The sequence below is a fragment of the Pseudomonas putida genome, assembly GCF_030159595.1.
GTDB lineage: Bacteria > Pseudomonadota > Gammaproteobacteria > Pseudomonadales > Pseudomonadaceae > Aquipseudomonas > Aquipseudomonas putida_AC.
On sequence record NZ_BSKJ01000002.1, the window covers coordinates 306,105 to 331,695 of the forward strand.

General features: G+C 63.2%; 20 protein-coding genes. 10 read left to right on the plus strand and 10 right to left on the minus strand.

All coding sequences use genetic code 11. The features are described 5' to 3' along the window. Positions 1–163 precede the first annotated feature (163 nt). Positions 164–1,000 carry a 23S rRNA (adenine(2030)-N(6))-methyltransferase RlmJ gene (locus tag QQL85_RS05735; RefSeq protein WP_016501929.1) on the minus strand — a complete coding sequence of 279 codons (837 nt, stop codon included), beginning with the start codon at positions 998–1,000 and terminating at the stop codon, positions 164–166. Between the two features lie 185 nt (positions 1,001–1,185). Continuing rightward, positions 1,186–2,664, minus strand: coding sequence for a sodium/proline symporter PutP (putP, locus tag QQL85_RS05740; protein WP_284353239.1), 1,479 nt, complete (start codon positions 2,662–2,664; stop codon positions 1,186–1,188). A 357-nt stretch (positions 2,665–3,021) separates the two neighbouring features. Between putP and putA the strand changes: the two genes are divergently transcribed. Further along, entirely contained in the window at positions 3,022–6,975 is a 3,954-nt protein-coding gene (gene putA, locus QQL85_RS05745) for a trifunctional transcriptional regulator/proline dehydrogenase/L-glutamate gamma-semialdehyde dehydrogenase (RefSeq protein ID WP_284353238.1), read from the plus strand. 69 nt (positions 6,976–7,044) lie between these two features. Here the strand turns inward: putA and QQL85_RS05750 are convergent, their stop codons facing one another. Both QQL85_RS05750 and QQL85_RS05755 read right to left on the minus strand, forming a co-directional pair. Further along, on the minus strand, positions 7,045–7,308 hold the full coding sequence (locus tag QQL85_RS05750; RefSeq protein WP_274080182.1) for a DUF3077 domain-containing protein: 264 nt from the start codon (positions 7,306–7,308) through the stop codon (positions 7,045–7,047). 155 nt (positions 7,309–7,463) lie between these two features. After that, the gene (locus QQL85_RS05755; protein ID WP_284353237.1) at positions 7,464–7,706 is read right to left on the minus strand and encodes a hypothetical protein; all 243 of its coding nucleotides are present in this window, start codon (positions 7,704–7,706) and stop codon (positions 7,464–7,466) included. Positions 7,707–8,170: 464 nt separating this feature from the next. Here QQL85_RS05755 and QQL85_RS05760 point away from each other — a divergent pair, with 464 nt between their 5' ends. After that, on the plus strand, positions 8,171–9,973 hold the full coding sequence (locus QQL85_RS05760) for an acyl-CoA dehydrogenase (RefSeq protein ID WP_284353236.1): 1,803 nt from the start codon (positions 8,171–8,173) through the stop codon (positions 9,971–9,973). 31 nt (positions 9,974–10,004) lie between these two features. On the opposite strand, the gene QQL85_RS05765 is transcribed toward QQL85_RS05760, so the two are convergent. The 3 genes from QQL85_RS05765 to QQL85_RS05775 are packed head-to-tail and all read right to left on the minus strand — an operon-like array spanning position 10,005 to position 12,894. After that, positions 10,005–10,928, minus strand: coding sequence for a DMT family transporter (locus QQL85_RS05765; protein WP_284353235.1), 924 nt, complete (start codon positions 10,926–10,928; stop codon positions 10,005–10,007). Between the two features lie 2 nt (positions 10,929–10,930). Beyond that, entirely contained in the window at positions 10,931–11,890 is a 960-nt protein-coding gene (locus QQL85_RS05770) for a 2OG-Fe(II) oxygenase (RefSeq protein ID WP_284353234.1), read from the minus strand. 23 nt (positions 11,891–11,913) lie between these two features. Then, entirely contained in the window at positions 11,914–12,894 is a 981-nt protein-coding gene (locus tag QQL85_RS05775; protein ID WP_284353233.1) for a hypothetical protein, read from the minus strand. A 125-nt stretch (positions 12,895–13,019) separates the two neighbouring features. Here QQL85_RS05775 and QQL85_RS05780 point away from each other — a divergent pair, with 125 nt between their 5' ends. The 7 genes from QQL85_RS05780 to yccS all read left to right on the plus strand — a co-directional run bounded on the left by QQL85_RS05780 (position 13,020) and on the right by yccS (position 23,258). Further along, entirely contained in the window at positions 13,020–13,913 is an 894-nt protein-coding gene (locus QQL85_RS05780; protein ID WP_284353232.1) for a LysR family transcriptional regulator, read from the plus strand. Between the two features lie 87 nt (positions 13,914–14,000). Then, positions 14,001–15,443, plus strand: a complete 1,443-nt coding sequence (locus QQL85_RS05785; protein ID WP_284353231.1) for a TldD/PmbA family protein — start codon at positions 14,001–14,003, stop codon at positions 15,441–15,443. Further along, positions 15,443–16,762 (plus strand): TldD/PmbA family protein, encoded by a 1,320-nt coding sequence (locus QQL85_RS05790; RefSeq protein WP_284353230.1) that lies wholly within the window; start codon positions 15,443–15,445, stop codon positions 16,760–16,762. The genes QQL85_RS05785 and QQL85_RS05790 overlap by 1 nt, the downstream gene beginning before the upstream one ends. A gap of 109 nt (positions 16,763–16,871) precedes the next feature. Further along, a complete protein-coding gene (gene mdtD / locus QQL85_RS05795) occupies positions 16,872–18,299 on the plus strand; it encodes a multidrug transporter subunit MdtD (RefSeq protein WP_284353229.1) in 1,428 nt (475 codons plus the stop codon). A gap of 112 nt (positions 18,300–18,411) precedes the next feature. Then, positions 18,412–19,749 (plus strand): ATP-dependent RNA helicase DbpA, encoded by a 1,338-nt coding sequence (gene dbpA, locus QQL85_RS05800; protein WP_284353464.1) that lies wholly within the window; start codon positions 18,412–18,414, stop codon positions 19,747–19,749. Between the two features lie 60 nt (positions 19,750–19,809). Then, positions 19,810–20,991 (plus strand): NAD(P)/FAD-dependent oxidoreductase, encoded by a 1,182-nt coding sequence (locus tag QQL85_RS05805; RefSeq protein WP_284353228.1) that lies wholly within the window; start codon positions 19,810–19,812, stop codon positions 20,989–20,991. A gap of 83 nt (positions 20,992–21,074) precedes the next feature. Then, positions 21,075–23,258, plus strand: a complete 2,184-nt coding sequence (gene yccS, locus QQL85_RS05810) for a YccS family putative transporter (protein WP_284353227.1) — start codon at positions 21,075–21,077, stop codon at positions 23,256–23,258. 131 nt (positions 23,259–23,389) lie between these two features. Here the strand turns inward: yccS and QQL85_RS05815 are convergent, their stop codons facing one another. Further along, the gene (locus tag QQL85_RS05815; protein WP_284353226.1) at positions 23,390–24,127 is read right to left on the minus strand and encodes a substrate-binding periplasmic protein; all 738 of its coding nucleotides are present in this window, start codon (positions 24,125–24,127) and stop codon (positions 23,390–23,392) included. Positions 24,128–24,282: 155 nt separating this feature from the next. Here QQL85_RS05815 and QQL85_RS05820 point away from each other — a divergent pair, with 155 nt between their 5' ends. Next, positions 24,283–24,735, plus strand: a complete 453-nt coding sequence (locus QQL85_RS05820) for a GNAT family N-acetyltransferase (protein WP_284353225.1) — start codon at positions 24,283–24,285, stop codon at positions 24,733–24,735. A gap of 32 nt (positions 24,736–24,767) precedes the next feature. Here the strand turns inward: QQL85_RS05820 and QQL85_RS05825 are convergent, their stop codons facing one another. Continuing rightward, positions 24,768–25,064, minus strand: a complete 297-nt coding sequence (locus QQL85_RS05825) for a winged helix-turn-helix domain-containing protein (protein ID WP_284353224.1) — start codon at positions 25,062–25,064, stop codon at positions 24,768–24,770. Between the two features lie 12 nt (positions 25,065–25,076). Next, positions 25,077–25,577 carry a M48 metallopeptidase family protein gene (locus QQL85_RS05830; protein ID WP_284353223.1) on the minus strand — a complete coding sequence of 167 codons (501 nt, stop codon included), beginning with the start codon at positions 25,575–25,577 and terminating at the stop codon, positions 25,077–25,079. Positions 25,578–25,591: the final 14 nt, after the last annotated feature.

Consider the following 25,591-nt stretch of genomic DNA (forward strand, 5'->3'; position numbering starts at 1 on the left):
CGGGTGGCGGCTAAAGGGCGGGATTATAACGCAAACATCAGTGGAGGCACTGCTTAACCTGTGGGAGCGGGCGCGCCCGCGAACACCGGCAAAGCCGGTGCCATGCACCGCAGCGCCTGCTTCGCGGGCACGCCCGCTCCCACAGAGATTCCAAGACAGTGGTTTACTCGGCAATCAGCCAGTCCATGCGGTAGCTACCGTCCGTCTGCGCCAGCTCCTTGGCCAGCCATGGCAGCAGCTCCTTGAGCTCTTCTTCCAGGCCCCACGGCGGGTTGGCAATGGCCAGGCCCGAGCCATTGAGGCCCTGCGGGCTGTCCTGGTGGTGCACATACAGCTCGACCCGCAGCAGTTTCGGCGCGCCGGTGCTGGTCAGGTCCTGGTAGTAGCGGGTCAGCGAGCGCTGGTCCTTGATCGGGTACCAGATGGCCGCGACGGTCTGGCGCATGCGGCTGATCGCCTCTTTCATGGAATTGGTGCAGCGTTTGAGCTCATCGGCCTGCTCGAATGGCGGGTCGATCAGCATGATCGCGCGCTTTTCCTGCACCGGCAGCAAGGCCCGCGGCACATGCCAGCCTTCGCCCAGGTGCACGACCACACGCGGGTCTTTTTTCATGTTCTCTTTGAGCAGCGGCCCGTCTTCAGGGTGCTTCTCGTTGAGCAGCGCGCGATCTTGCTGGCGCATCAGGCGGCGAGCCAGTTCGGGCGAGCCGGGGTAGTAACGCAGCTCGCCGTCGGCGTTCAGGCGCTTGATGACCCGCAGGTAATCGGCGGCCATGGCCGGCACATCATCGCGACCCCACAGGCGGGCGACGCCTTCCAGGTACTCGCCGGTACGGGTTGCCTGGTCGCCCTGCAGGTCGTACAGGCCGAGCCCTGCGTGGGTATCGATGTAGGCGAACGGCTGCTCCTTGCGCGACATCAAGGCGATGAGGCGGGTCAGCACGATGTGTTTGAGGACGTCGGCGTGGTTGCCGGCGTGGAAGGCGTGACGATAGTTCATGGCAACTCCTGCGAAGGCGGCAAGTTTACCTTGCCTTGCAGGCGGAGTCAGGCCTGGCTGTCGATCGGCGGCGCCTGCTTCGCGGGTGAACCCGCTCCCACAGGGGCTGCACAGCTTTTGAAGGCCGTGGAGTTCCTGTGGGAGCGGGTTCACCCGCGAAGCAGGCGCCGCCGACTCAACGGGTGTTACTTGTCAGCGTGATACGCCGCATCGGCAGTTTCGAAGCGCTGCACCATCGCCTGCGATGGGCTGCCCAGCTTGCTCACCAGCACAATGGCAATGCTGGCGAACAGGAAGCCCGGGATGATTTCGTACAGCCCGAGGGTGTCAAAGTTCTTCCACAGGATCACAGTCAGCGCACCCACCACGATACCGGCCAGCGCGCCGTTACGGGTCATGCCTTTCCACAGCACCGAAATCAGCACCACCGGACCAAAGGCAGCACCGAAGCCAGCCCAGGCATAGGCCACCAGGCCCAGCACGCGGTTTTCCGGGTTGGCAGCCATGGCGATGGCGATCAGGGCAACAGCCAACACCATCAGGCGGCCGACCCATACCAGCTCGACCTGCGAAGCGTTCTTGCGCAGGAAAGCCTTGTAGAAGTCTTCGGTCAGTGCACTGGAGCACACCAGCAGCTGGCAGCTCAAGGTGCTCATCACCGCCGCCAGGATAGCCGACAGCAGTACACCGGCGATCCATGGGTTGAACAGGATCTTGGCCAGCTCGATGAAGATACGCTCGTGGTTCTCGGTGACCGGGCCTGCCAGGTCAGGGTTGGCCGAGAAGTAGGCGATGCCAAAGAAGCCCACGGCACAGGTACCGGCCAGGCACAGGATCATCCAGGTCATGGAGATGCGGCGGGCGTTGGCGATCGACTTCACCGAATCGGCGGCCATGAAGCGCGCCAGGATGTGCGGCTGGCCAAAGTAGCCCAGGCCCCAGCCCATCAGCGAGATGATGCCAACGAAGGTTGCACCCTTGAGCATGTCGAAGTTGGCCGGGTTCACCGTTTCGATGGCGGCGAAGGTCTGATCGAAACCACCCGTGGAGATCAGCACGATCACCGGGGTAAGGATGAGCGCGAAGATCATCAGCGTGGCTTGCACGGTGTCGGTCCAGCTCACTGCCAGGAAACCACCCACGAAGGTGTAGGCGATGGTGGCCGCGGCGCCAGCCCACAGCGCAGTCTCGTAGGACATGCCGAAAGTGCTTTCGAACAGGCGGGCGCCAGCGACGATGCCGGATGCGCAGTAGATGGTGAAGAACACCAGGATGACGATGGCCGAGATGATCCGCAGCATGCCGCTCTTGTCTTCGAAACGGCTGGCGAAGTAGTCCGGCAGGGTCAATGCGTCACCGTTGTGCTCGGTTTGCACCCGCAGACGGCCAGCAACGAATAGCCAGTTCAGGTAGGCGCCGACGGTCAGGCCGATGGCGATCCAGGCTTCGGAGAGACCGGAGAAATAGATGGCGCCCGGCAGGCCCATCAGCAACCAGCCGCTCATGTCGGAAGCACCGGCGGAAAGCGCGGTGACCACGCTGCCCAGGCTGCGACCGCCAAGGATGTAGTCGGAAAGGTTGTTGGTAGCGCGATAGGCCGCGAAGCCGATCAGCACCATTGCCGCGATGTAGATCACAAAGGTGATCGTGATTGGATTGCCCATGCGTGTGCCCTGGCGTTTGTTTTTATCTCATGTACAACCGCAGCCATGGCGGTTGCACCCAGGCGGCGAATCCTATGCTACAACGCAAAGCAGGTGCAACCCTTTTTCATTTGCAAGTTGCACCCGCTTGAGCATTTTTTGTAAAAGCCGCTTTTTTGCTCCTTTTTGGCGCATCAAGCCGGCTTTTCAGAATAAAACGCACCGTAAACGCCCCTTTTCAGGGTGTGGAAATGTCTGTCAGACGAGTTGCACCTGTTACACAAAAAATTCGGGTTGCACCTGGTTGCACCCGAATTGTCCTACAGCTACTCTTGGCGCCAGCTTAGGCCACAGCCGTGGCAATAACGAGGATAAGAAATGGCGACGACCACCCTTGGGGTCAAACTCGATGACCCGACCCGTGAGCGACTCAAAGCAGCTGCGCAGTCGATTGACCGCACGCCGCACTGGTTGATCAAGCAAGCGATCTTCAACTACCTGGAGAAGCTCGAGGGTGGTGCCACCCTGACCGAACTCAACGGCCACGCCACCAGCCTGGCCGATGACGCCGGTGATGTTCAGGCCGACCACAGCCACCAGTGCTTCCTCGAATTTGCCGAAAGCATCCTGCCACAATCGGTACTGCGCTCGGCGATCACCGCCGCCTACCGCCGCCCCGAGCAGGAAGTGGTGCCGATGCTGCTGGAGCAGGCGCGCCTGAGCGCTCCGCTGGCCGAAGCCACCAACAAGCTGGCCGCCGGCATCGCCGAAAAACTGCGCAACCAGAAGAGCGCTGGCGGCCGTGCCGGCATCGTCCAGGGCCTGCTGCAGGAGTTCTCGCTGTCGTCCCAGGAAGGCGTGGCACTGATGTGCCTGGCCGAAGCCCTGCTGCGTATCCCTGACAAGGGCACCCGCGATGCACTGATCCGCGACAAGATCAGCACCGGCAACTGGCAGCCGCACCTGGGCAACAGCCCGTCGCTGTTCGTCAACGCTGCCACCTGGGGCCTGCTGCTGACTGGCAAGCTGGTCAGCACCCATAACGAATCCGGCCTCACCTCCTCGCTCACCCGCATCATCGGCAAGAGCGGCGAGCCGATGATCCGCAAGGGCGTCGACATGGCCATGCGCCTGATGGGCGAGCAGTTCGTCACCGGCGAGACCATCGCCGAAGCCCTGGCCAACGCCAGCCGCTTCGAGGCCAAGGGCTTCCGCTATTCCTACGACATGCTCGGCGAAGCCGCACTGACCGAACATGACGCGCAGAAGTACCTGGCGTCCTACGAGCAGGCCATCCACTCGATCGGCAAGGCCTCCCACGGCCGCGGCATCTATGAAGGCCCGGGCATCTCCATCAAGCTGTCGGCGTTGCACCCACGTTATAGCCGCGCCCAGTACGAGCGCGTGATGGAAGAGCTGTACCCACGCCTGCTGTCGCTGACCCTGCTGGCCAAGCAGTACGACATCGGCCTGAACATCGACGCCGAAGAAGCCGACCGCCTGGAGCTGTCGCTCGACCTGCTCGAACGCCTGTGCTTCGAGCCGTCGCTGGCGGGTTGGAACGGTATCGGCTTTGTCATCCAGGCCTACCAGAAGCGCTGCCCGTATGTGATCGACTACGTCATCGACCTGGCCAAGCGCAGCCGCCACCGCCTGATGATCCGCCTGGTAAAAGGCGCCTACTGGGACAGCGAGATCAAGCGCGCCCAGGTCGAAGGCCTGGAAGGCTACCCGGTGTACACCCGCAAGGTGTACACCGATGTGTCCTACGTCGCCTGCGCCCGCAAGCTGCTGGCCGTGCCAGAAGCCATCTACCCGCAGTTCGCTACCCACAACGCCCACACCCTGTCGGCCATCTACCACATTGCCGGGCAAAACTATTACCCGGGCCAGTACGAGTTCCAGTGCCTGCACGGCATGGGCGAGCCACTGTACGAGCAAGTGGTCGGCAAGATTGCCGATGGCAAGCTGAACCGCCCGTGCCGCGTGTATGCACCGGTCGGCACCCACGAAACGCTGCTGGCCTACCTGGTGCGCCGCCTGCTGGAAAACGGCGCCAACACCTCGTTCGTCAACCGCATCGCCGACCACTCGATCTCCATCCAGGAACTGGTCGCCGACCCGGTCGCCAGCATCGAGCGCATGGGTACCCAGGAAGGCAACATCGGCCTGCCACACCCGCGCATCCCGCTGCCGCGTGAACTGTATGGCAGCGAACGCGCCAACTCGGCCGGCATCGACATGGCCAACGAACACCGCCTGGCGTCGCTGTCCTGCGCCATGCTGGCCACCGCTCACAACGACTGGAAGGCCGCCCCGCTGCTGGCCTGCGCCGCCAGCGAAAGCGCTGCCGCGCCGGTACTGAACCCGGCGGACCACCGCGACGTGGTCGGCCATGTACAGGAAGCCACCGTTGCCGACGTGGACAACGCCATCCAGTGCGCACTGAACGCTGCGCCGATCTGGCAAGCCACCCCGCCCGCCGAGCGCGCTGCCATTCTGGAACGCACCGCCGACCTGATGGAGGCCGAAATCCAGCCGCTGATGGGCCTGCTCATCCGCGAAGCCGGCAAGACCTTCGCCAACGCCATCGCCGAAGTGCGTGAAGCCGTGGACTTCCTGCGCTACTACGCGGTGCAGGCACGCAACGACTTCAGCAACGACGCCCACCGCCCACTGGGCCCGGTGGTGTGCATCAGCCCATGGAACTTCCCGCTGGCGATCTTCACCGGCCAGGTGGCCGCTGCCTTGGCAGCCGGCAACCCGGTACTGGCCAAACCTGCCGAACAAACCCCACTGATCGCCGCCCAGGCCGTGCGCCTGCTGCTCGATGCCGGCATCCCTGAAGGCGTGCTGCAACTGCTGCCAGGCCGCGGCGAGACCGTCGGTGCCGGCCTGGTGGGCGATGAACGCGTCAAAGGCGTGATGTTCACGGGTTCCACCGAAGTGGCCCGCCTGCTGCAACGCAACGTCGCCGGCCGCCTGGACAACCAGGGGCGCCCGATCCCGCTGATCGCCGAAACCGGCGGCCAGAACGCCATGATCGTCGACTCTTCGGCACTGACCGAGCAGGTGGTGATCGACGTGGTGTCCTCGGCCTTCGACAGCGCCGGCCAACGTTGCTCGGCCCTGCGCGTGCTGTGCCTGCAGGAAGACTCCGCTGACCGCGTGATCGAAATGCTCAAGGGCGCCATGGCTGAAAGCCGCCTGGGTTGCCCGGACCGCCTGGCTGTAGACATCGGCCCGGTGATCGACGCCGAAGCCAAGGCCGGCATCGAGAAGCACATCCAGGGCATGCGTGAGAAAGGCCGTTCGGTCTATCAGGTGGCCATTGCCGATGCTGCCGAGGTCAAGCGTGGCACCTTCGTGATGCCGACGCTGATCGAGCTGGACAGCTTCGACGAACTGAAGCGCGAAATCTTCGGCCCGGTGCTGCATGTGGTGCGCTACAACCGCCGCAACCTGGACCAGTTGATCGAGCAGATCAACAACTCCGGCTATGGCCTGACCCTCGGCGTGCACACCCGCATCGACAAGACCATCGCCAAGGTGGTGGAAACCGCCAACGCCGGCAACATGTACGTCAACCGCAACATTGTCGGTGCAGTGGTGGGCGTGCAGCCGTTCGGTGGTGAAGGCCTGTCTGGCACCGGCCCGAAAGCCGGCGGCCCGCTGTACCTGTACCGCCTGCTGTCGACCCGCCCGGCCGACGCGATTGGCCGCCACTTCCAGCAGCAGGATGGCGAAGGCAAGCCGGACCGCACCCTGCATGAACAGCTGATCAAGCCGCTGCACGGCCTGAAGACCTGGGCAGAAAGCAACCAGTTGGCCGACCTGGCCGCGCTGTGCAGCCAGTTCGCCAGCCAGTCGCAGAGCGGCATCGCCCGCCTGCTGCCAGGCCCGACCGGCGAGCGCAACAGCTACACCATACTGCCGCGCGAGCACGTGCTGTGCCTGGCCGACAGCGAGGCTGACCTGCTGGCTCAGTTCGCTGCCGTGCTGGCGGTGGGCAGCTCGGCGGTATGGGCTGACGGCGAACCCGGCAAGGCCCTGCGCCAGCGCCTGCCGCGTGAGCTGCAGGCCAAGGTCAAGCTGGTCGCGGACTGGAACAAAGACGATGTGGCGTTCGACGCCGTGATCCATCATGGCGACTCGGACCAGCTGCGCGGCGTGTGCCAGCAGGTGGCCAAGCGTGCCGGGGCGATCGTCGGTGTGCACGGGCTGTCCAGCGGTGATCACCAGATTGCGCTGGAGCGGTTGGTGATCGAGCGGGCGGTGAGTGTGAACACTGCGGCGGCGGGTGGTAACGCCAGCCTGATGACCATTGGCTGAGGCTGAGGGTTGTTGAAGAAAAGGGAGAGCTTCGGCTCTCCTTTTTCGTTTCCCGCCGCTTCTACAAACTCACTGCCTCATGCCTAATTCGGCATCATCCATCAGCGCCTTGGCCATCGCACTCAGGTAGTGCGCAGCCCAGATCATCATCGGTTTCTCGTCCATCAGGCCGGTGATGGTCAGCTCGCGTACATAGCCCATCAACTCCGAAGATTGCTCTCGGGCATCTCGGCAAGGAATGCCAGGCTCGATACGGAACATCGGGTGGGTGCCGTTTTCACCTTGATAGAAGGTGGTCTTGCCGACGGTGAACTGGGTGTCTTCTGTTGTCATTGTTCAATCCCCTGAAAGTTCTCGATTGCCTGGGCGGGCCTCTTCGCGGGCAAGCCCGCTCCCACAGGTAATGTGCAAACCTTGAAAGCTGTGGCGATCTTGTGGGAGCGGGCTTGCCCGCGAAAGGGCCGGCCCAAGCAACACATTAATCAGCCTTAGTGCGAAGTCCGAGGCTCCGCAGGCATCTGCACCTGAATCAATGCCGACTCAAGCAAAGCCCGCAGCGTTTCCAGCTCATGCATGGAGGTCATCATCAGGATCGACGCCGGCGACTTGGGCTGTAGCAGCATGGCCTGATGCACAACGGTCACGCCACACAGCGCGTAGTCCGTGGCCTGGATCAGGGTGTCTTCAAGCGAATGGGGATTGCGGGGTGGATCGGGGGCTATCTTCAGCATTGGATTTTTCTCGGTAGGGCCACCACCGTCTGCTGTCAAACAAGAGGGTGGCAGCTGTGCATGGGTTGACAGACCGGCAGAAAAATCCGAAAAACCCGGCGCACGCGAAGTGCCCCATACACAGCCGCCATAAAGGCGAAAGCCATGAGAATTTTCAGGTCGGCCTGTCAAAGCCGGTCACTGATTTGGCAGCGACCACCCGAGACTAGGGCCCTACCCAGAGCACCGCAATGGCTTGGAGGGGGTTGGGAGTATGTTTGGGAAATGGACTACAAGATAGAGTAGAAGTCTGAGATTTTCAGGATTTTTGGAAGCGTAATGCTGGCAACCCTTGAGGAAAGCTCACCATGCAGTGCGAACGAAATGTAGGAGCCTGTGACTGAACATCATCTGAATCAATCATGGTAGCCAGCGCTTTCCGGCCACTCCTAGACTCGGCTCACGCCCGTCCAAGGACCGCCACCATGCCCGAGACCCTGCTCAGCCCCCGTAACCTCGCCTTCGAACTCTACGAAGTCCTCGACGCCGAAGCCCTGACCCAGCGCCCGCGCTTCGCCGAACACAGCCGCGAAACCTTCGACGCGGCACTGACCACCGCCCGCACCATCGCCGAAAAGTTCTTCGCCCCGCACAACCGCAAAGCCGATGAAAACGAGCCGCGCTACGTCGACGGCCGCGCTGAACTGATCTCGGAAGTGAAACCCGCCGTCGATGCCTTCCTCGAAGCCGGCTTCCTCAACGCCAACCGGGACTTCGAGGTCGGTGGCATGCAACTGCCCAGCCTGGTCTCGCAGGCCTGCTTTGCCCACTTCCAGGCCGCCAACGCCGGCACCACGGCCTACCCGTTCCTGACCATGGGCGCGGCCAACCTGATCGAGAGCTTCGGCACCGACGAACAGAAGCGCCTGTTCCTGCAACCCATGATTGAGGGCCGCTACTTCGGCACCATGGCGCTGACAGAACCCCACGCAGGCTCATCACTGGCCGACATCCGCACCCGCGCAGAACCGACGGGCGACGGCAGCTACCAGCTCAAGGGCAACAAGATCTTCATCTCCGGCGGTGACCACGAGCTGTCGGAAAACATCGTGCATATGGTGCTGGCCAAGCTGCCGGACGCCCCGCCCGGGGTGAAAGGCATCTCGCTGTTCATCGTGCCCAAGTACAACGTCAATCCGGACGGCAGCCGTGGCCCGCGTAACGATGTGCTGCTGGCCGGGTTGTTCCACAAGATGGGCTGGCGCGGCACCACCTCTACCGCGCTGAACTTCGGCGACAACGGCGAGTGCGTCGGCTACCTGGTCGGCCAGCCACACCAAGGCCTGGCCTGCATGTTCCAGATGATGAACGAGGCACGCATCGGCGTCGGCATGGGCGCGGTGATGCTCGGCTACGCCGGTTATCTGTATTCGCTGGAGTACGCCCGCCAGCGCCCGCAGGGTCGGCTGCCGGACAACAAAGACCCGCACAGCTCGGCGGTGCCGATCATTGAGCACACCGATGTGAAACGCATGCTGCTGGCGCAGAAGGCCTATGTGGAAGGCGCCTTCGACCTGGGCCTGTACGCCGCTCGCCTGTTCGACGACACCCAGACCGCCAGCGAAGAAAGCGCCCGCAAACAGGCCCAGGAGCTGCTCGACCTGCTGACCCCTATCGTCAAATCCTGGCCCTCGGCCTTCTGCCTCAAGGCCAATGAACTGGCGATCCAGATCCTCGGCGGCCACGGCTACACCCGCGAATACCTGGTGGAACAGTACTACCGCGATAACCGCCTGAACCCGATCCACGAGGGCACCGAGGGCATCCAGTCGCTCGATTTGCTTGGCCGCAAGCTGGCACAGAACAACGGTGCCGGCCTCAAGCAGCTGATCCGCCTGATCGCCGGTACGGGCGAGCGCGCCAGCCATCATCCGAACCTCGACCCGCTGCGCCAGCCGCTGGAGCAATTGGTCAACCGACTGCAAAGCGTGACCCTTGCCCTGCTCGGCGACCTGGCTCAGGGCAAGGTTACGGGTGCCTTGGCCAACTCGGCCCTGTATCTCAAGGCGTTCGGCCACTGCGTGATCGGCTGGCGTTGGCTGGAACAGGCCATTCATGCCGAGCTCGGCTTGCTCAAGGGCAACTCCAGCGACCGCGACTTCTACCTGGGCAAGCTGCAAGCAGCGCGTTACTTCCTGACCTGGGAAGTACCGGGTTGCCATAATGAACTGGCATTGCTCGAGGCACGCGACGACACCTGCCTCGCGATGCAAGACGCCTGGTTCTAGGGGAGTACCTGCGCGCCTTCATGCCCGGCGTCTATCTCTCCACTGCATGTGCAGGCGAAGCCAACCTGCGCGGGCTACGCGCAATGGCGATTCCCGCCGCGACCACTGCGACGCCTGCATAGGTTGTCCAGTGGATCGCGTCCCCGAACATCAGCGCTGCCCATAGCAAGGTCACTGGCGGCTCCAGATAGACCAGTGCCGAAACGCGAGTCGCCGACAGCTTTGTCAGCAATATCCACAGGCTCAAGTAGGCGATGAACGTCGAGAACAGGGTCAGCCATGCAACAGCCGCCCAGACTTGCGTGCTGGCAGGCACCTCGATCAGCCCCAGCGGCAAGCCGGTGGCTGCCAGAAGCACCAGCGTCGCGGTTGACTGCAGGAACAGCGGCATCAGCAGGCCGTCCTTGCTGTGGTCTGTTGCCAAAACCGATTGCCGCCGCTGATAGAGGGTGGCGATGGACAACGTGACGGCAGCGATCAGCGGCAGAGCGTATAGCCAAAGCTCGAGCCGGGTCGTGGACAGGCTGTACTCTCCCAGAACGACCACACTGACACCCGCGAACCCGACCCCAAGCCCCAGCCACTCCTGCCGGCCGCTGCGCTCATGCTGGTCCTTGCGGCTCATCGATGCCGTTATCAGTGGCTGCAGCGCGCAAATAATGGCAGCGATCCCGGCCGGTAACCCACCTCGAATAGCGATGTAAACGCTTACCAGGTAGGCGAACTGAGCCAAAAAGCCGATCACGGCGTTGTAGCGTATTTGTGCCCACGACAATGCGCCCAGTCGATGCGCGACAATGGGCAGCAGGCAGATGCTGACCAGCAGAAAGCGCCAGAAGAGCAAGTTGATTGCGCCAGCGTCCTCTGTACCCAACCGGGCACCAATGAAGCCCGAACTCCAGGACAGGACAAAAATGGCTTGCAGCAAGATCAGGTAGAGCGCACTGCTTGGCATACTCACGCCCCTGTGTGATGCAATTCCTCGAACGTAATCGGCTCAATACCTATACGCGCATAGTGCCGGGCAGCCGACCGGTGCAGGGCCCAGCGTAACCCCAGCCAGTTCGGGAGGGTCGCGGGAATGCCGTCGTCAGAAGCCAGGTGCCAGAAACGGTTGGAGTCGTCGCTGAACCAGGGGCAATGAAAGGACAACACCAGTGACATGCGCCGCCCGCTGAGCACCGGGCGAACACCGTGAAACAATCGGCTGCCGTAGATGAACAACGCATCACCTGGCTCGTCCAGGCGCGCAGTTTCGAAGGTGCGGTAATCCAGGGCATCAAAGGTATCGACTGTACCGTTGTGGAACAGGAACTCGCCGCCGCTGTAATCGGAAGGCCCCGACAACACGAGGTTGAGCACATAATTGGTGCCGTCCGTGTGCCACATGCCCAGTTGCTGCTGTTGCTCCGCAGGCTTGGGATAGAAATAGTTGATCTGCGAGCGGGCGTTGAGCATGGGGTAAGGCACGAGCGGCACGCCCGCAATGCGCGACACGGCCAACAGGAATGCGCGACTGCACATCATGTCGTTTATGAATGACGACAGCGCCGTTACCCCTCGCGTACGCCGGGAAATGATCCAGTCACTGTCGCCGGCGGCCTCCTCCAGGCGTGCGCAGATGTCTTGCAAGGCTGCAACACCCTCAGGCGTGAACAGCCGATGGACAACCGCAACCCCAGTGATGCTATCGACCGCAATTTTGGCGTGCGGGCTGCGGGTATAGCCCAGTTCGCCAAGTGTTCGGGTGTCGGCGATGGTGGCACCTTGGGGCCTGAGCAGATCGTCCCGCCAGGCGACCTCCTCATCCAGACAGGCCGACGAAGGTCGCGGCGCGCGCTTCAACGTTGACTTGAGCGCCAGCTTCACACGGCCAACGCCGCGCTCGAACAAAGGTAAGGTATCTGAGTGGTTCATGATGCGTCTGTCCCTGTAAGCCGCTACTGGAGGTACTTCGCGATTTGATAGCGCACCGAGCCGTCGCCACTGGCGAATTCGTCCGTCACGCTGCAGTTGCAGTGCTGGGCTCTGATGCGACGGAACTGTTCGGGCGTGTATTTGAGGCAGATGTTGGTCAGCAGGTACCCGTGTTGATGCAGCCGCTGAACAGGCTGCAGGGTCACGGCCACATGGATCGACTCACCCAGGATTCGCAAAGGTATGAGGATGGCTTCATGCGGCCCCGACGGTGTGAAGCCTTGTTGAAGTGCAACCATTCGGGAGAACTGGAGCATGTTTTGGTTGGCGTAGAACCCAAGGATGGGCTGTTCCAGCCCTTCCTCGTATACCTGCATTTCCGAAAGAATGTAGGTCGTGGCACCCGCAAGATTTCGGATCAGCCTCCCCGTGCTCACCGGCAACTCGTTACCCTCCTGAAAGCCCAGCAGGGTGATCAGGGTAAGCTCCTGGTCATGACGTAAATCGTCATGGGTGACCGTGCGATAGTCGGCGGCGATGTAATTGAAGCTCCCGTCACCTTGCACAATCGGCCGCACCGCATCACTCATCGCGGGCTCCGAAGTCTGGTTGATATCGATGGCGGTGTAGCGAATGGAGCTGGAAGTCTCGGCCATTCGCTTCAGCAGGCAAGCGCTCTTGATCGGCTCAGGGCCCAACTCGACATAGTGCACCCTGCGCCCATTGCCAAGTGCTGCCAGGCGATCGGCAACATTGCCAATGACACTTTTGAGCGCCCCCTGCCCCCGCGCATCGGCGCACAGCCCCTCCTGCCCCACTCCCTGTTCATTCAAGGCCCGCATCAGCAGAAATATCTCGTGGTTGAAACGATGATCGCTTTGAGGCCCAGGCTCAGGCTGAGCCAGGGTCGAGTACTTCTCGTGGTTCTCGACCGTCCATAGCCGCGCGTTCTGGTACGAAGGGGTATGCACAAGTGCATCTACAACGAAGTCGTTCAGGCTCATCCGTATCATTCCATTGCATTTTCGGGAGGTAGGCGTGCTTTGACCTCACAGTAAGAGGGGGTATAAAGCCTGTACAGTTGAATAAATCGAAGCGCTGGTTCGATCCGGCTAAATCAGGTGGCTCAATGGGTAAAGGCCTCGACATCAACGTACTGAGAACCTTCCAGGCAGTAGCGCGGCTGGGCCGCTTCAAGGATGCAGCCGACTACGTCCACCGCAGCCCTTCGGCGGTAACGACACAAATCCAGAAGCTGGAAGAAAAGGTGGGGCAACAACTGTTTGCCCGCAGCAACCAGTCGGTGGAGCTGACACCGGCAGGCCGGCACTTGCTGGGCGAGGCAACCCGTTTCCTGATGGCGCATGACAGGTTGCTGGCTACGCTGTCACCGCAGCAGATGACCGGCAAAGTGCGCCTGGGAGTGCCCGACGGCTATGCCGCCAACCTCATGAGCGACTTCTTGCCGGTGTTTGTTGCCAGCAACCCGAAGCTGGAACTGGAAGCCGTGGCACGATCCAGCGCCGAGCTCATCGACCTGTTTGCCCGACAGCGGCTGGACCTGGCAGTGGCGGTCAGCAGTGAAGACTGGCAGCAAGGTGAATGGATACGATCGACCCAGCCTCGCTGGGCCGCCGCCCCCGGGTTCAATCATGATGCCAGCCGCCCCTTGCCACTGGCTCTGCAACTGAAAGGCTGCCCGTACAGGGAAGCGGCCTTGCAGGCACTGAAAGCCCAAGGCATCGCGTACCGCATTCTACTGGAAAGTGCCAACTGGCATGCGGTGCTGGCCTGCATGAGGAGTGGCCTGGCAGTCGGCATCGTCGAAGGGCTTGATAACGCTGACCCATCGCTCACCTACATGGAGGGCATGGGCTTGCCCGACCTCGTCGAGCATCACGTCTACCTGCTGACGGACACCTCTCACCATGTCGCGCTGCATTTGAACGGGATGTTGAAAGCCGCCATCCAGAAAGAAGGGGTGGCAACGCCCGACCATTTCCCGCCGCGCGTTATTTCCTGACCAGGCAAGTACCGGGCTGCCATAATGAGCTGGCATTGCTAGAGGGGTGGTTCTAGGGGGAGCCACCGTGTACACGGAGGCTTGTGCATGTTTGATTCCAGCGCCCTGCTGCGCCAGCGTTTTGCCGCGCTGCGCAGTACGGCCGAGTTGTTTTCCCTGCGCCATGTGAAACAGTCGCACCAGGCGCTGTCGGTTCGCCGCAACGTTGCCGAACCACCGTTATTCAGCCAGGACGAAGGTGCCATGCTCACCGTGCGGGTCAACGGCGTGGAGGCCTATGCGGCCACCGCCGACCTGTCCCAGGCTGGCCTGCAACGCGCACTGGAGCAGGCCGAGGCGCTGGCCCGGCAGATCGCCCCGCACAGCTTGCTCGACCTGCGCGACCAACCCGTGACCGACGCCCGCCACGACCACATCTCGCCCAACTTCGACCAGCCTGTACCCTCCCTCGCCGACTGCCTTGACCTGCTGGCCGCCGAATCAGCCAGCGTACCCAAGGACAGCCGCCTGGTGGACTGGCAGGCCAGTCTGGGCCTGACCTTGGTCGAGCAAACCTACCTGAACTCGGCCGGCGCCGAACTGCGCCATGCCCAACGCTTCCTGTTCCCGGGCCTGGGCGTAACCGCCAGCGACGGCCAGGACAGCCAAAGCCGTAGCCTGGGCCGCGACAACTTCGGCCAGCAGGGCGGTTTCGAGATCATCGAGCGCTGCGGGCTGGTCGGCGCCGCCCGGCAGGTCGCCGACGAGGCACTGCAACTGCTGCTGGCGCCCAACACCCCCAGCGGCCCGCGCGACCTGCTGCTGATGCCTGACCAGATGATGCTGCAAATCCACGAGTCCATCGGCCACCCGCTGGAAATGGACCGCATCCTCGGTGACGAGCGTAATTACGCTGGCACCAGCTTCGTCAAAGCCAGCGATTTCGGACACCTGCAGTACGGCTCCAGCCTGCTGAACGTGACCTTCGACCCCACCATCGGCGAAGAGCTGGCCAGCTACAGCTTCGATGACGACGGTACCCCGGCCAGCAAGCAGTTCCTGATCCGCGACGGCCTGCTGTTGCGCCCGCTGGGCGGCGCATTGTCGCAATTCCGCTCTGGCCTGGACGGCGTGGCCAACAGCCGCGCCTGCGGGTGGAACCGTGCACCGATCGACCGCATGGCCAACCTGAACATCGAGCCGGGCGACCAACGCCTGGAGCAACTGGTGAAGGGTATCGAGCACGGCATCCTGATGCGTACAAACCGTTCCTGGTCCATCGACGATGCGCGCAACAAGTTCCAGTTCGGCTGCGAATGGGGCCAACTGATCGAAAACGGCGAGCTCAAGGGCATCGTCAAGAATCCCAACTACCGCGGCATCTCCGCACAGTTCTGGCGCAACCTGGCGGCGGTTGGCGACCGCAGCACCTTCCAGGTACTCGGCACGCCCAACTGCGGCAAGGGCGAGCCCAACCAGGTGGTGCGGGTCGGGCATGCCTCGCCGGCCTGCGTATTCCGCCAGATCGACGTATTCGGAGGAGACGCCTGATGAAGCATGCTTTCGAAACCTTGGTCGGGGATGTGCGCACCGCCCTGCAAGCAGGCGAGCAGTTCACCCTCGGCTACAGCGCCGAACAGTCGCAATTCGTGCGCTTCAACCACGCCAAGGTGCGCCAGGCCGGTGAAGTGCGCCAGGCCAGCGCACAGTTGCGGCTGGTCCGCGACGGGCGCCAGGCGGAACAGCAGGTGACCTTGAGTGGCGATTCGCAACTGGACCGCCAGCGCCTTATCGATGCCCTGGCGCAACTGCGCCAGACCTTGCCGCTGTTGGCTGTCGACCCTTACCTGCGTCTGGACGAAAGTGCCTGGCACAGCCACAGCCTGCAGGAGCATCCCCTGCCGCAGCTAGACGAAGTGCTGGCCTTGCTCGACAGCGAGGCCGGTGACCTGGACCTGGTCGGTATCTATGCCGCCGGCCCGATTTGCCGGGGCTTTGCCAGTTCGTTCGGGGCCTTTGGCTGGCACCAGGCCAACAGCTTCAACTTTGACTGGAGCCTGTTCCACGAAAACGGCCAAGCGGTGAAGGCCAACTACGCTGGCCAACTGTGGAGCGCCAATGACTTCACGGCACGCCTGCGTCAGGCGCGGGAACAGTTGGGCTTTCTCGGTCGCCCGGTAGTCACCCTCAAGCCCGGCAGCTACCGCGCCTACCTGGCCCCGGCAGCCATGGACGAAATCGCCGGCATGCTGTGCTGGGGCGGTTTTTCCGCGCAGGCCTTGGCCACTGGCAACAGCGCCTTGCAGCGTTTGTACAACGGTGATGCCCGGCTGAGCCCGCTGGTGAGTTTCTCCGAGCAGGTTAGCGGGTCGCTGAGCCCGGCGTTTTCCGATGAGGGGGCACCGCGCCTGGATGTGCCGTTGATTCAGCAAGGCGAGGCGCAGCAGAGGTTGATCAGTGCACGCAGTGCAGCCGAGTTCGCGTTGCTGGCCAATGGTGCCGACAGTTACGAATCGCCGTGTGCGCTGAGCCTGGCGCCGGGTACTCTGGCCAGCGAGCAGGTGCTTGAGCGGCTGGGTACCGGGCTGTACATCAGTAACCTGTGGTACCTGAACTACTCTGACCTGCCGGCAGCGCGCATGACGGGGTTGACCCGATTCGCTACCTTCTGGGTGGAAAACGGGCAGATTCAGGGGCCGGTGAGCACCATGCGCTTCGATGACAGCCTCTACAATTTGCTCGGCAGCCAGCTGGAGGACCTGACCCGCGAGCGCGAGATGATCCTGTCGACCAGCACCTATGGACAGCGCAGTACCGGGTCGAGTCATTTGCCGGGGGCACTGGTCAAAGGTCTCACACTGACATTGTGACTGGATTTGCTGGCCCTTTCGCGGCTAAAGCCGCTCCTACAGGGATCGCATAACCCTTGTGAGAGCGGCTTTAACCGCGAAGAGGCCGGCACTGACAAACGAGGAAGTCATGCCCGAACGCCCACCGCTAGACCCCGTCACCGCCCGCTGGATCCCCTGGGTGGTGGCCATCGCCTTCTTCATGCAGTCCCTGGACGGCACCATCCTCAACACAGCACTACCGGCCATGGCCCGCTCGCTGGCCGAAGACCCGCTGCGCATGCAGGGCGTGATCATCGCCTACATGCTCACCGTGGCCTTGCTGATCCCGGCCTCGGGCTGGATCGCCGACCGCTTCGGCACCAAGCGCATCTTCTTCAGCGCCATCCTGCTGTTCAGTTTTGGCTCGCTGCTGTGCGCCGCCGCCAACAGCCTCGGGTTCCTGATCTTCGCCCGGGTCGTGCAGGGCCTGGGCGGTGCGCTGATGCTGCCGGTCGGGCGGCTGGTGGTGCTGCGTGCCTACCCGCGCAGCGAGCTGGTGCGGATCATGAGTTTCATCACCATCCCTGGCCTGCTCGGCCCGCTGCTGGGCCCAACCGTCGGCGGCTGGCTGGTGGAAATCCTCAGTTGGCACTGGATCTTCCTGCTCAACCTGCCGGTCGGCCTGCTCGGCTGCATTGCTGTCTGGAAGTTCATCCCGGACCTGCGCGGCGCCGAGCGCACTACGTTCGACGGCCCTGGCTTCCTGCTGTTTGGCGCCGCGATGGTGCTGATCACCATCGCCATGGAAGGCCTGGGCGAATTGCACCTGCCGCACCTGCGGGTGATGTTGCTGCTGTTCGCCGGCATGGCCTGCCTGGCGGCTTACTGGCTGCGTGCCGGGCGCGACCCGGAGCCGCTGTTCTCGCCCAGCCTGTTCCGCGTGCGCACCTTCGCCATCGGCATCCTCGGCAACCTGTTCGCTCGCCTGGGCAGCGGCGCGCTGCCATTCCTGGTGCCGTTGCTGCTGCAGGTGGCGCTGGGCTACTCACCCGCCCAGGCCGGCATGAGCATGATCCCGCTGGCGGCGGCGGCCATGCTGGCCAAGTCCGTCGCCCGCCCACTGATCGAGCGCTTCGGCTACCGCATCATCCTCACCGGCAATACCTTGCTGCTGGGCTTGCTGCTGGCCAGCCTCGGCCTGGTCGACGAACAGACACCCTATGCCGTACTGCTGATCCAGTTGGGCTTGCTGGGTGCGGTCAACTCGATGCAGTTCACCGCGATGAACACCGTGACCCTGATCGACCTGGACGACGCCAGCGCCAGCAGCGGTAACAGCCTGCTGTCGGTGGTCGCACAGCTGGCCTTGAGCCTGGGCGTGGCTTGTGCCGGCGCACTGCTGGGCGGCTTTACCGCAGCGGGCAGTGCCGAGGGCGTGGAGAGCACCCTGGGCGCCTTCCAGTTGACGTTTGTCTCCATCGGCGTGATGGCCATGCTGGCGGCAGCGATCTTCCTGCAACTGGCGCCGACGGACGGAAGGCGTGCCCGTCGTCCGGAACAACACATGGAACCGTAGGGCGAATGGCCACGAGGCTGGTAGACTGTGCGGCATTTTTCGCTTCGCAACGCAGGCCCGCCTCGTGACCACCGAATCCACCGCCTTTGCCACTCTGCCGTTGTCCGCCGCCATGCTGGCGAACCTGGACGCCCTCGGCTATGCCTCGATGACGCCAATCCAGGCCCAGAGCCTGCCCGTCATCCTCAAGGGCCAGGACCTGATTGCCCAAGCCAAGACCGGCAGCGGCAAGACCGCCGCCTTCGGCATCGGCCTGCTCAACCCGATCAACCCGCGCTACTTCGGCTGCCAGGCGCTGGTGCTGTGCCCTACCCGCGAGCTTGCCGACCAGGTGGCCAAAGAGCTGCGCCGCCTCGCCCGCGCCGAGGACAACATCAAGATCCTCACCCTGTGCGGTGGCGTTTCGCTGGGCCCGCAGATCGCTTCGCTGGAACACGGTGCGCACATCATCGTCGGCACTCCGGGGCGTATCCAGCAGCACCTGGACAAAGGCACCCTGGTCCTCGACGGCCTGAACACGCTGGTGCTGGACGAAGCCGACCGCATGCTCGACATGGGCTTCTTCGACGCCATCGCCAGCATCATCGGCAAGACCCCGTCGCGCCGCCAGACCCTGCTGTTCTCGGCCACCTACCCGGCCGGTATCAAGCAACTGGCTGCCGACTTCATGCGCAACCCGCAGCAGGTCAAGGTCGAGAGCCTGCACACCGACAACCAGATCGAACAGCGCTTCATCGAGATTGATGCGCAGGAGCGCCTGGAGGCCGTCACCCGCGTGCTCGGCCACTACCGCCCGCAGTCCTGCGTGGCGTTCTGCTTCACCAAGCAGCAGTGCGAGGACGTGGTTGCCCACCTGACGGCCAAGGGTATCGTTGCCCAGGCCCTGCACGGCGACCTGGAGCAGCGTGACCGCGACCAGGTACTGACCATGTTCGCCAACCGCAGCAGCTCGGTGCTGGTGGCCACCGACGTGGCCGCACGCGGCCTGGATATCGATGGCCTGGACATGGTCATCAACGTGGAGCTGGCGCGTGATGCGGAAATCCATGTGCACCGCGTGGGCCGAACTGGCCGTGCCGGCGAGAAAGGCGTTGCGGTCAGCCTGGTGGCGCCGGCCGAAGGCCACCGTGCCCAGGCCATCGAAGAGCTGCAGAAGAGCCCGCTGCGCTGGGACCAGCTGGACAGCCTGAAGAACAAGGGCGGCGAGCCGCTGCTGCCGGTAATGACCACGCTGTGCATTGCCGCTGGCCGCAAGGACAAGCTGCGCCCTGGCGATATTCTCGGAGCACTGACCGGTGATGCCGGCATCCCGGGCAAGCAGGTGGGCAAGATCGCCATCTTCGACTTCCAGGCGTTTGTGGCCGTGGAACGCGCGCTGGCCAAGCAGGCCATGCAGCGGCTGAACAGCGGCAAGATCAAGGGCCGCGCCCTGAAAGTCCGCATCGTCTGATATTTTTTGGGCTGCTTTGCAGCCCATCGCAGCGGCCCCGGCTATCCATGAGGTAACACTGTGCATTCCACCGACGTCATCGTCCTCGGCGCCGGCGCCGCCGGCCTGATGTGCGCCCAGCTCAGCGCCCGCCGTGGCCGCCGGGTGCTGCTGCTCGACCACGCCAACAAGCCCGGCAAGAAGATCCTCATGTCCGGCGGCGGGCGCTGCAACTTCACCAACCTGTACACCGAGCCCGCCAATTTCCTGTCGCAGAACGCGCACTTCTGCAAGTCGGCCCTGGCCCGCTACACCCAGTGGGACTTCATCGAACTGGTGTGCAAGCACGGCGTGGCGTACCACGAGAAGAAGCTCGGCCAGCTGTTCTGCGACAACAAGGCCAGCGACATCCTCGACATGCTGCTGGCCGAGTGCGACGAGGCCGGTGCCGAAATCCGCATGCACACCAGCATCGAACAGATCGAGAAAACCGAAACCGGCTACCTGCTGCAGACCAGCGGTGGCCAGTTCGCCTGCCAGTCATTGGTGATCGCCACCGGCGGCCTGTCGATCCCGACCCTGGGCGCCACTGGCTTCGGCTACCAGGTAGCGCGCCAGTTCGGCCACACCCTGCTGCCAACCCGCGCCGGGCTGGTGCCGTTCACCATCACCGAGCCCCAACTGAAGGCACTGTGCACCGAATTGTCCGGCACCTCACTGGACTGCACCGCCAGCTGCAACGGCACCAGCTTCCGCGAGAACCTGCTGTTCACCCACCGTGGTCTGAGCGGCCCGGCGATCTTGCAGATTTCGTCGTTCTGGGAAGCCGGTGACACGGTGGAGATCAACCTGCTGCCCGACCGCGATGCGCTCACCTGGCTGCAACAGATGCAGGCCGAGCGGGCCAACGCAGAACTCAAGACCGTGCTGGGCGAAGTGTTCACCCGCAAGCTGGCCAACCTGCTGGCCGAACAGTGGTTCGAGTCCAGACCGATGAAGCAGTACACCCCGGCGGAACTGGCCCAAATCGCCGAAAAACTGGCGAACTGGCAAGTGGTGCCGGCCGGCACCGAAGGCTACCGCACCGCCGAAGTGACCCTGGGCGGCGTGGATACCCGCGAAGTGTCGTCCAAGACCATGGAATCGCTGAAGAGCCCCGGGCTGTACTTCATCGGCGAAGTGCTCGACGTGACCGGCCACCTGGGCGGTTTCAACTTCCAGTGGGCCTGGGCATCGGCCAACGCCGCAGCGCAGTTCGTGTAGAGTAGAATCCATTCAGCAGCACGGAACGCTTCTTGCTGGCCCGTGCTGCACTGCATTCTTCGAACACTGCCTAGCAGGCCATCATGTCATCGAGCTCGTTCCGTCAGTCACTGCGTCGCCTGTGGGGCCAAGACAAGTTCAGCTACAGCATCCGGGTCACCATCGCCCTCACCGGCAGCCTGGCCCTGTGCTGGTACCAGAACGAGATGGCCCTGTTGATTCCGCTGTTCCTCGGCATCATCGCCAGCGCCCTGGCGGAAACCGACGACAGCTGGCAGGGCCGCCTCAGCGCCCTGGCCGTTACCCTGGTGTGTTTTGCCATCGCCGCGCTGGCGGTCGAGCTGCTGTTCCCCTACCCCTGGATCTTCGTCGTAGCCTTGGCCTTGGCCGCATTCGGCCTGACCATGCTCGGTGCCCTGGGCGAGCGCTATGGGGCGATTGCCTCGGCAACACTGATCACGGCGGTGTACACCATGATCGGGGTGGACCAGCGCGGAGGCGAGGTGACGGACTTCTGGCACGAGCCGTTGCTGCTGGTGGCCGGTGCGGCTTGGTACGGGCTGCTGTCGGTGCTGTGGCAAGCGCTGTTTTCCAACCAGCCGGTGCAACAAAGCCTGGCCAAGCTGTTCTTCGAGCTGGGCAGCTACCTCAAGCTCAAGGCCAGCCTGTTCGAGCCGGTACGCACCCTCGACGTCGAGGCCCGGCGTCTGGAGCTGGCGCAGCAGAACGGCAAGGTGGTGGCGGCGCTCAACGCAGCCAAGGAAATCATCCTGCACCGGGTGGGCAACAGCCAGCCGAACTCCAAGGTCAGCCGCTACCTCAAGCTGTATTTCCTGGCCCAGGATATCCACGAGCGGGTCAGTGCCTCGCACTACCCCTACAACGCCCTGACCGACGCTTTTTTCCACAGCGATGTGATGTTTCGCTGCCAGCGCCTGCTGCGCAAGCAGGGTTCGTCCTGCCAGGAACTGGCGCGCTCGATTCGCCTGCGCCAGCCTTTCGTGCTGGCCAGCGGTTATCCAGAAGCCCTCGAAGACCTCAACGCTTCGCTCGAGCACCTGCGCCTCCAGAGCAACCCGGCCTGGCGCGGCCTGTTGCGTTCGCTGCGGGCACTGGCTGCCAACCTGGCAACGCTGGACCGCTTGCTAAGCGCCGCCAGCAACCCCGACAGCCTGGCCGACGCCAGCGACAGCAGCCTGCTTGACCGCTCGCCGCGCTCGCTGAAAGACGTGTGGACACGCCTGCGCACCCAGCTCACACCGACCTCGCTGTTGTTCCGCCATGCTCTGCGCCTGCCACTGGCGCTGTCGATTGGCTACGGCATGGTGCACCTGATCCACCCCACCCAGGGCTACTGGATCATCCTCACCACGCTGTTCGTGTGCCAGCCCAACTACGGTGCAACCCGACGCAAGCTGGTGCAGCGGGTGCTCGGCACCGCAGTCGGCCTGACAGTAGGCTGGGCGCTGTTCGACCTGTTCCCCAACCCGCTCATCCAGTCACTGTTCGCCGTGGTCGCCGGGGTGGTGTTCTTCGTCAACCGCACCACCCGCTACGCCTTGGCCACTGCCGCAATTACCCTGATGGTGCTGTTCTGCTTCAACCAGATCGGCGATGGCTATGGCCTGTTCCTGCCACGCCTGTTCGATACCTTGGTGGGCAGCCTGATCGCCATCCTGGCGGTATTCCTGTTCCTGCCTGACTGGCAAGGGCGGCGGCTAAACAAGGCGCTGGCCAACACCCTGGCCTGCGCCAGCGTGTACCTGCGGCAGATCATGCAGCAATATGCCCACGGCAAGCGCGACGACCTGGCCTACCGCCTGGCCCGGCGCAATGCCCACAACGCCGACGCGGCGCTGTCCACTACCCTGGCCAACATGCTGATGGAACCTGGGCATTTCCGTAAGGAGGCGGATGTGGGCTTCCGCTTCCTGGTGCTGTCGCACACCTTGCTCAGCTACCTCTCCGGGCTGGGTGCACACCGCGACACGGCGTTGCCGGCGGAGGTCCAGGAGCAATTGATCGAAGGCGCCGGGCAAAGCCTGGCCAGCAGCCTGGACGAGATAGCCAACGGCCTGGCCGCACGGCTACCGGTGGCGATTCACAGCGATGCCGAAGAGGCGCTGGCCAATGCCCTGGAGCAGATGCCGGAAGAGCTGGATGAGCATCAGCGGCTGGTGCAGACACAGTTGGCGCTGATTTGCCGGCAATTGGGGCCGCTGCGGACTTTGGCGGCACACCTGATCAAGGAGGGTGCCCCAGCCTGACATTTGTGTTGCCAGTGCTGGCCTCTTCGCGGGTAAACCCGCTCCCACAGGACCACCACAGGCTTCAAGACTTGCACATTTTCCTGTGGGAGCGGGTTTACCCGCGAAGAGGCCGGCACTGGCGATAGAGATCAGAAGCCATGCTGGCGCATCAGCCGGGCATAGCTGCCGTCGGCTTTCATCGCAGCAATCGCCTGCTCGAACCGTTCGACGATGCGCTTGTGCTCCGGGTGCTTCAGGCTTACGAGGATATGCAGGGTGTTCTCCCCCAACGGCGGCTCCACCAACATCACCCCATCACGCACCTCCTGCGGCTCACGCTGCAGGTTGTAGCGGGCCACATACTCGTCTTCCACCGCCAGGTTCACCCGCCCTGCCGCCAGCATGCGTACCGCCGACGAAAAGCTGCGCACCGGCACCTTGTGTAGGCGGGTATCGCCGTCAAACTCCGGTGAATAGGCGTAATCACGCACGACGGCGATGCTATAGGGGTACAGGTCCGACTGGCCTTTGTAATGGAACGCTTCGCCCTTGCGTTGCAGCAAGCGAATACGGTTAGTCAGGTAAGCGCTGGAAAACTGCCCGATACGGGCACGCGCGTCATTCTGCCAGGCATTGATCAACACGTCGTAACGCCCTTCACTCACCCCCAGCAACGCCCGGGCCCAAGGCGCTTCTTCGAATGTACTGGCATAGCCCGCACGGGCCAGCGCCGTGGTGACGATGCTGGTCGCCAGGCCGCCGCCGGGCATGCTGGCATCGGTGAACGGCGGCCAGCTGTCGGCCACCAGGCGCAGCTTGTCGTGACCCGCAGCGGGTGTTGCCAGCATCATTGCCAGTAATCCCAGAACACAAAGCAGTGGCCGCATGCTCACGTCCTTTCGCAATGGGGGGCACACACTGCCGATGAGATTACACAAAGCCGTCGCCGAGGGCAGCGGCCAATAGTGTCATTTAGCCTCTATTTTGGCCGAAGGGCATAGGCCGTGCGATGATCGACAGCCCACTCAAGGAGTTCGCGCCAATGTCCATCGACTGGCTCTGCAAGCACCACACCGACCTCGGCAAGGACCAGCTCTACGCCATTCTGCAATTGCGCACGGAAGTGTTTGTGGTTGAGCAGCGTTGCGCGTATCAGGACGTCGACGGCCAGGACCTGAGCGGCGATACCCTGCACCTGATGGCCTGGCAGGAAGACAAGCTGGTGGCTTATCTACGCTTGCTCGACCCGCAGTCCCAGGGTGGGGATGTGGTTATCGGGCGGGTGGTGACCTCGCCGGCAGCGCGCGGGTTGAAGCTGGGGCATCCGTTGCTGCTCAAGGGGCTGGAGGCAGCGGAGCAGTGCTGGCCAGGGGTGCCGGTGTACCTGTCGGCACAGGCGCATTTGCAGGGGTTCTATGCCCGCCATGGGTTTGTGGTGGTGGGTGAGGAATACCTGGAAGACGACATTCCGCATATCGGCATGCGCAAAGGTTGAGACTGCCGGGGCCGCTCTGCGGCCCCCGATGCTCACGGGTAGCCCAAGACTTCGCGGATCTGCCGCAAATGCTGGATGATCCACTGTTTGTCGATCGCCCCCCAGTCATGAATGCGGTAATGCCCGGCATGGTTGCGCGCGCCTTCCTGCTGCTCGAACGCGCAGACGATATCCAGTTCGGCCAGGGCGGCGATAGTGTCCTGGGCGGTGCGTCGCGGCATGCCGGTGACTTCCATCAGGGCGGGCACGCTGGTCGCGGTCTGGCTGTCGATCAGCCAGGCCACATACAGGCGACGGTAGAAGCTGCTCTTGGTCTTGCTCACTTCCATGCTACGTGGTCCTTAAACGTTGCCCGGCAGCTCCCGATAGGTCAGGTAGACGCGCAGGTCGAATTCCAGTTGGTGGTAGTCCGGCTCCATGTGCTGGCAGAGCTGGTAGAACGCCTTGTTGTGATCGCGCTCGCGCAGGTGCGCCAGTTCGTGCACCACGATCATGCGCAAGAACTGTGGCGCGGCCTCCTTGAACAGCGAGGCAATGCGGATTTCCTTCTTCGCCTTGAGCTTGCCGCCCTGCACCCGCGACACCGCCGTGTTCAGGCCCAAGGCCCGATGGGTCAGGTCGAGACGGTTGTCGAACAGCACCTTGTCCAGGTTCGGCGCACTGCGCAGGTACTGCTGGCGCAAGTCCTGGGCATAGCCGTACAGCGCCTTGTCGCTTTGCACGTCATGGCGGTCGGGGTAGCGGCGCTGCAGGTATTCACCCAGGCGGTCGCTGTCGATCATCTGCCGCACCTGTTCTTGCAGGTGCGGGGGGTAGGCTTGCAAGTAACGTAATACGGTCATGGCGCTGCATTCGG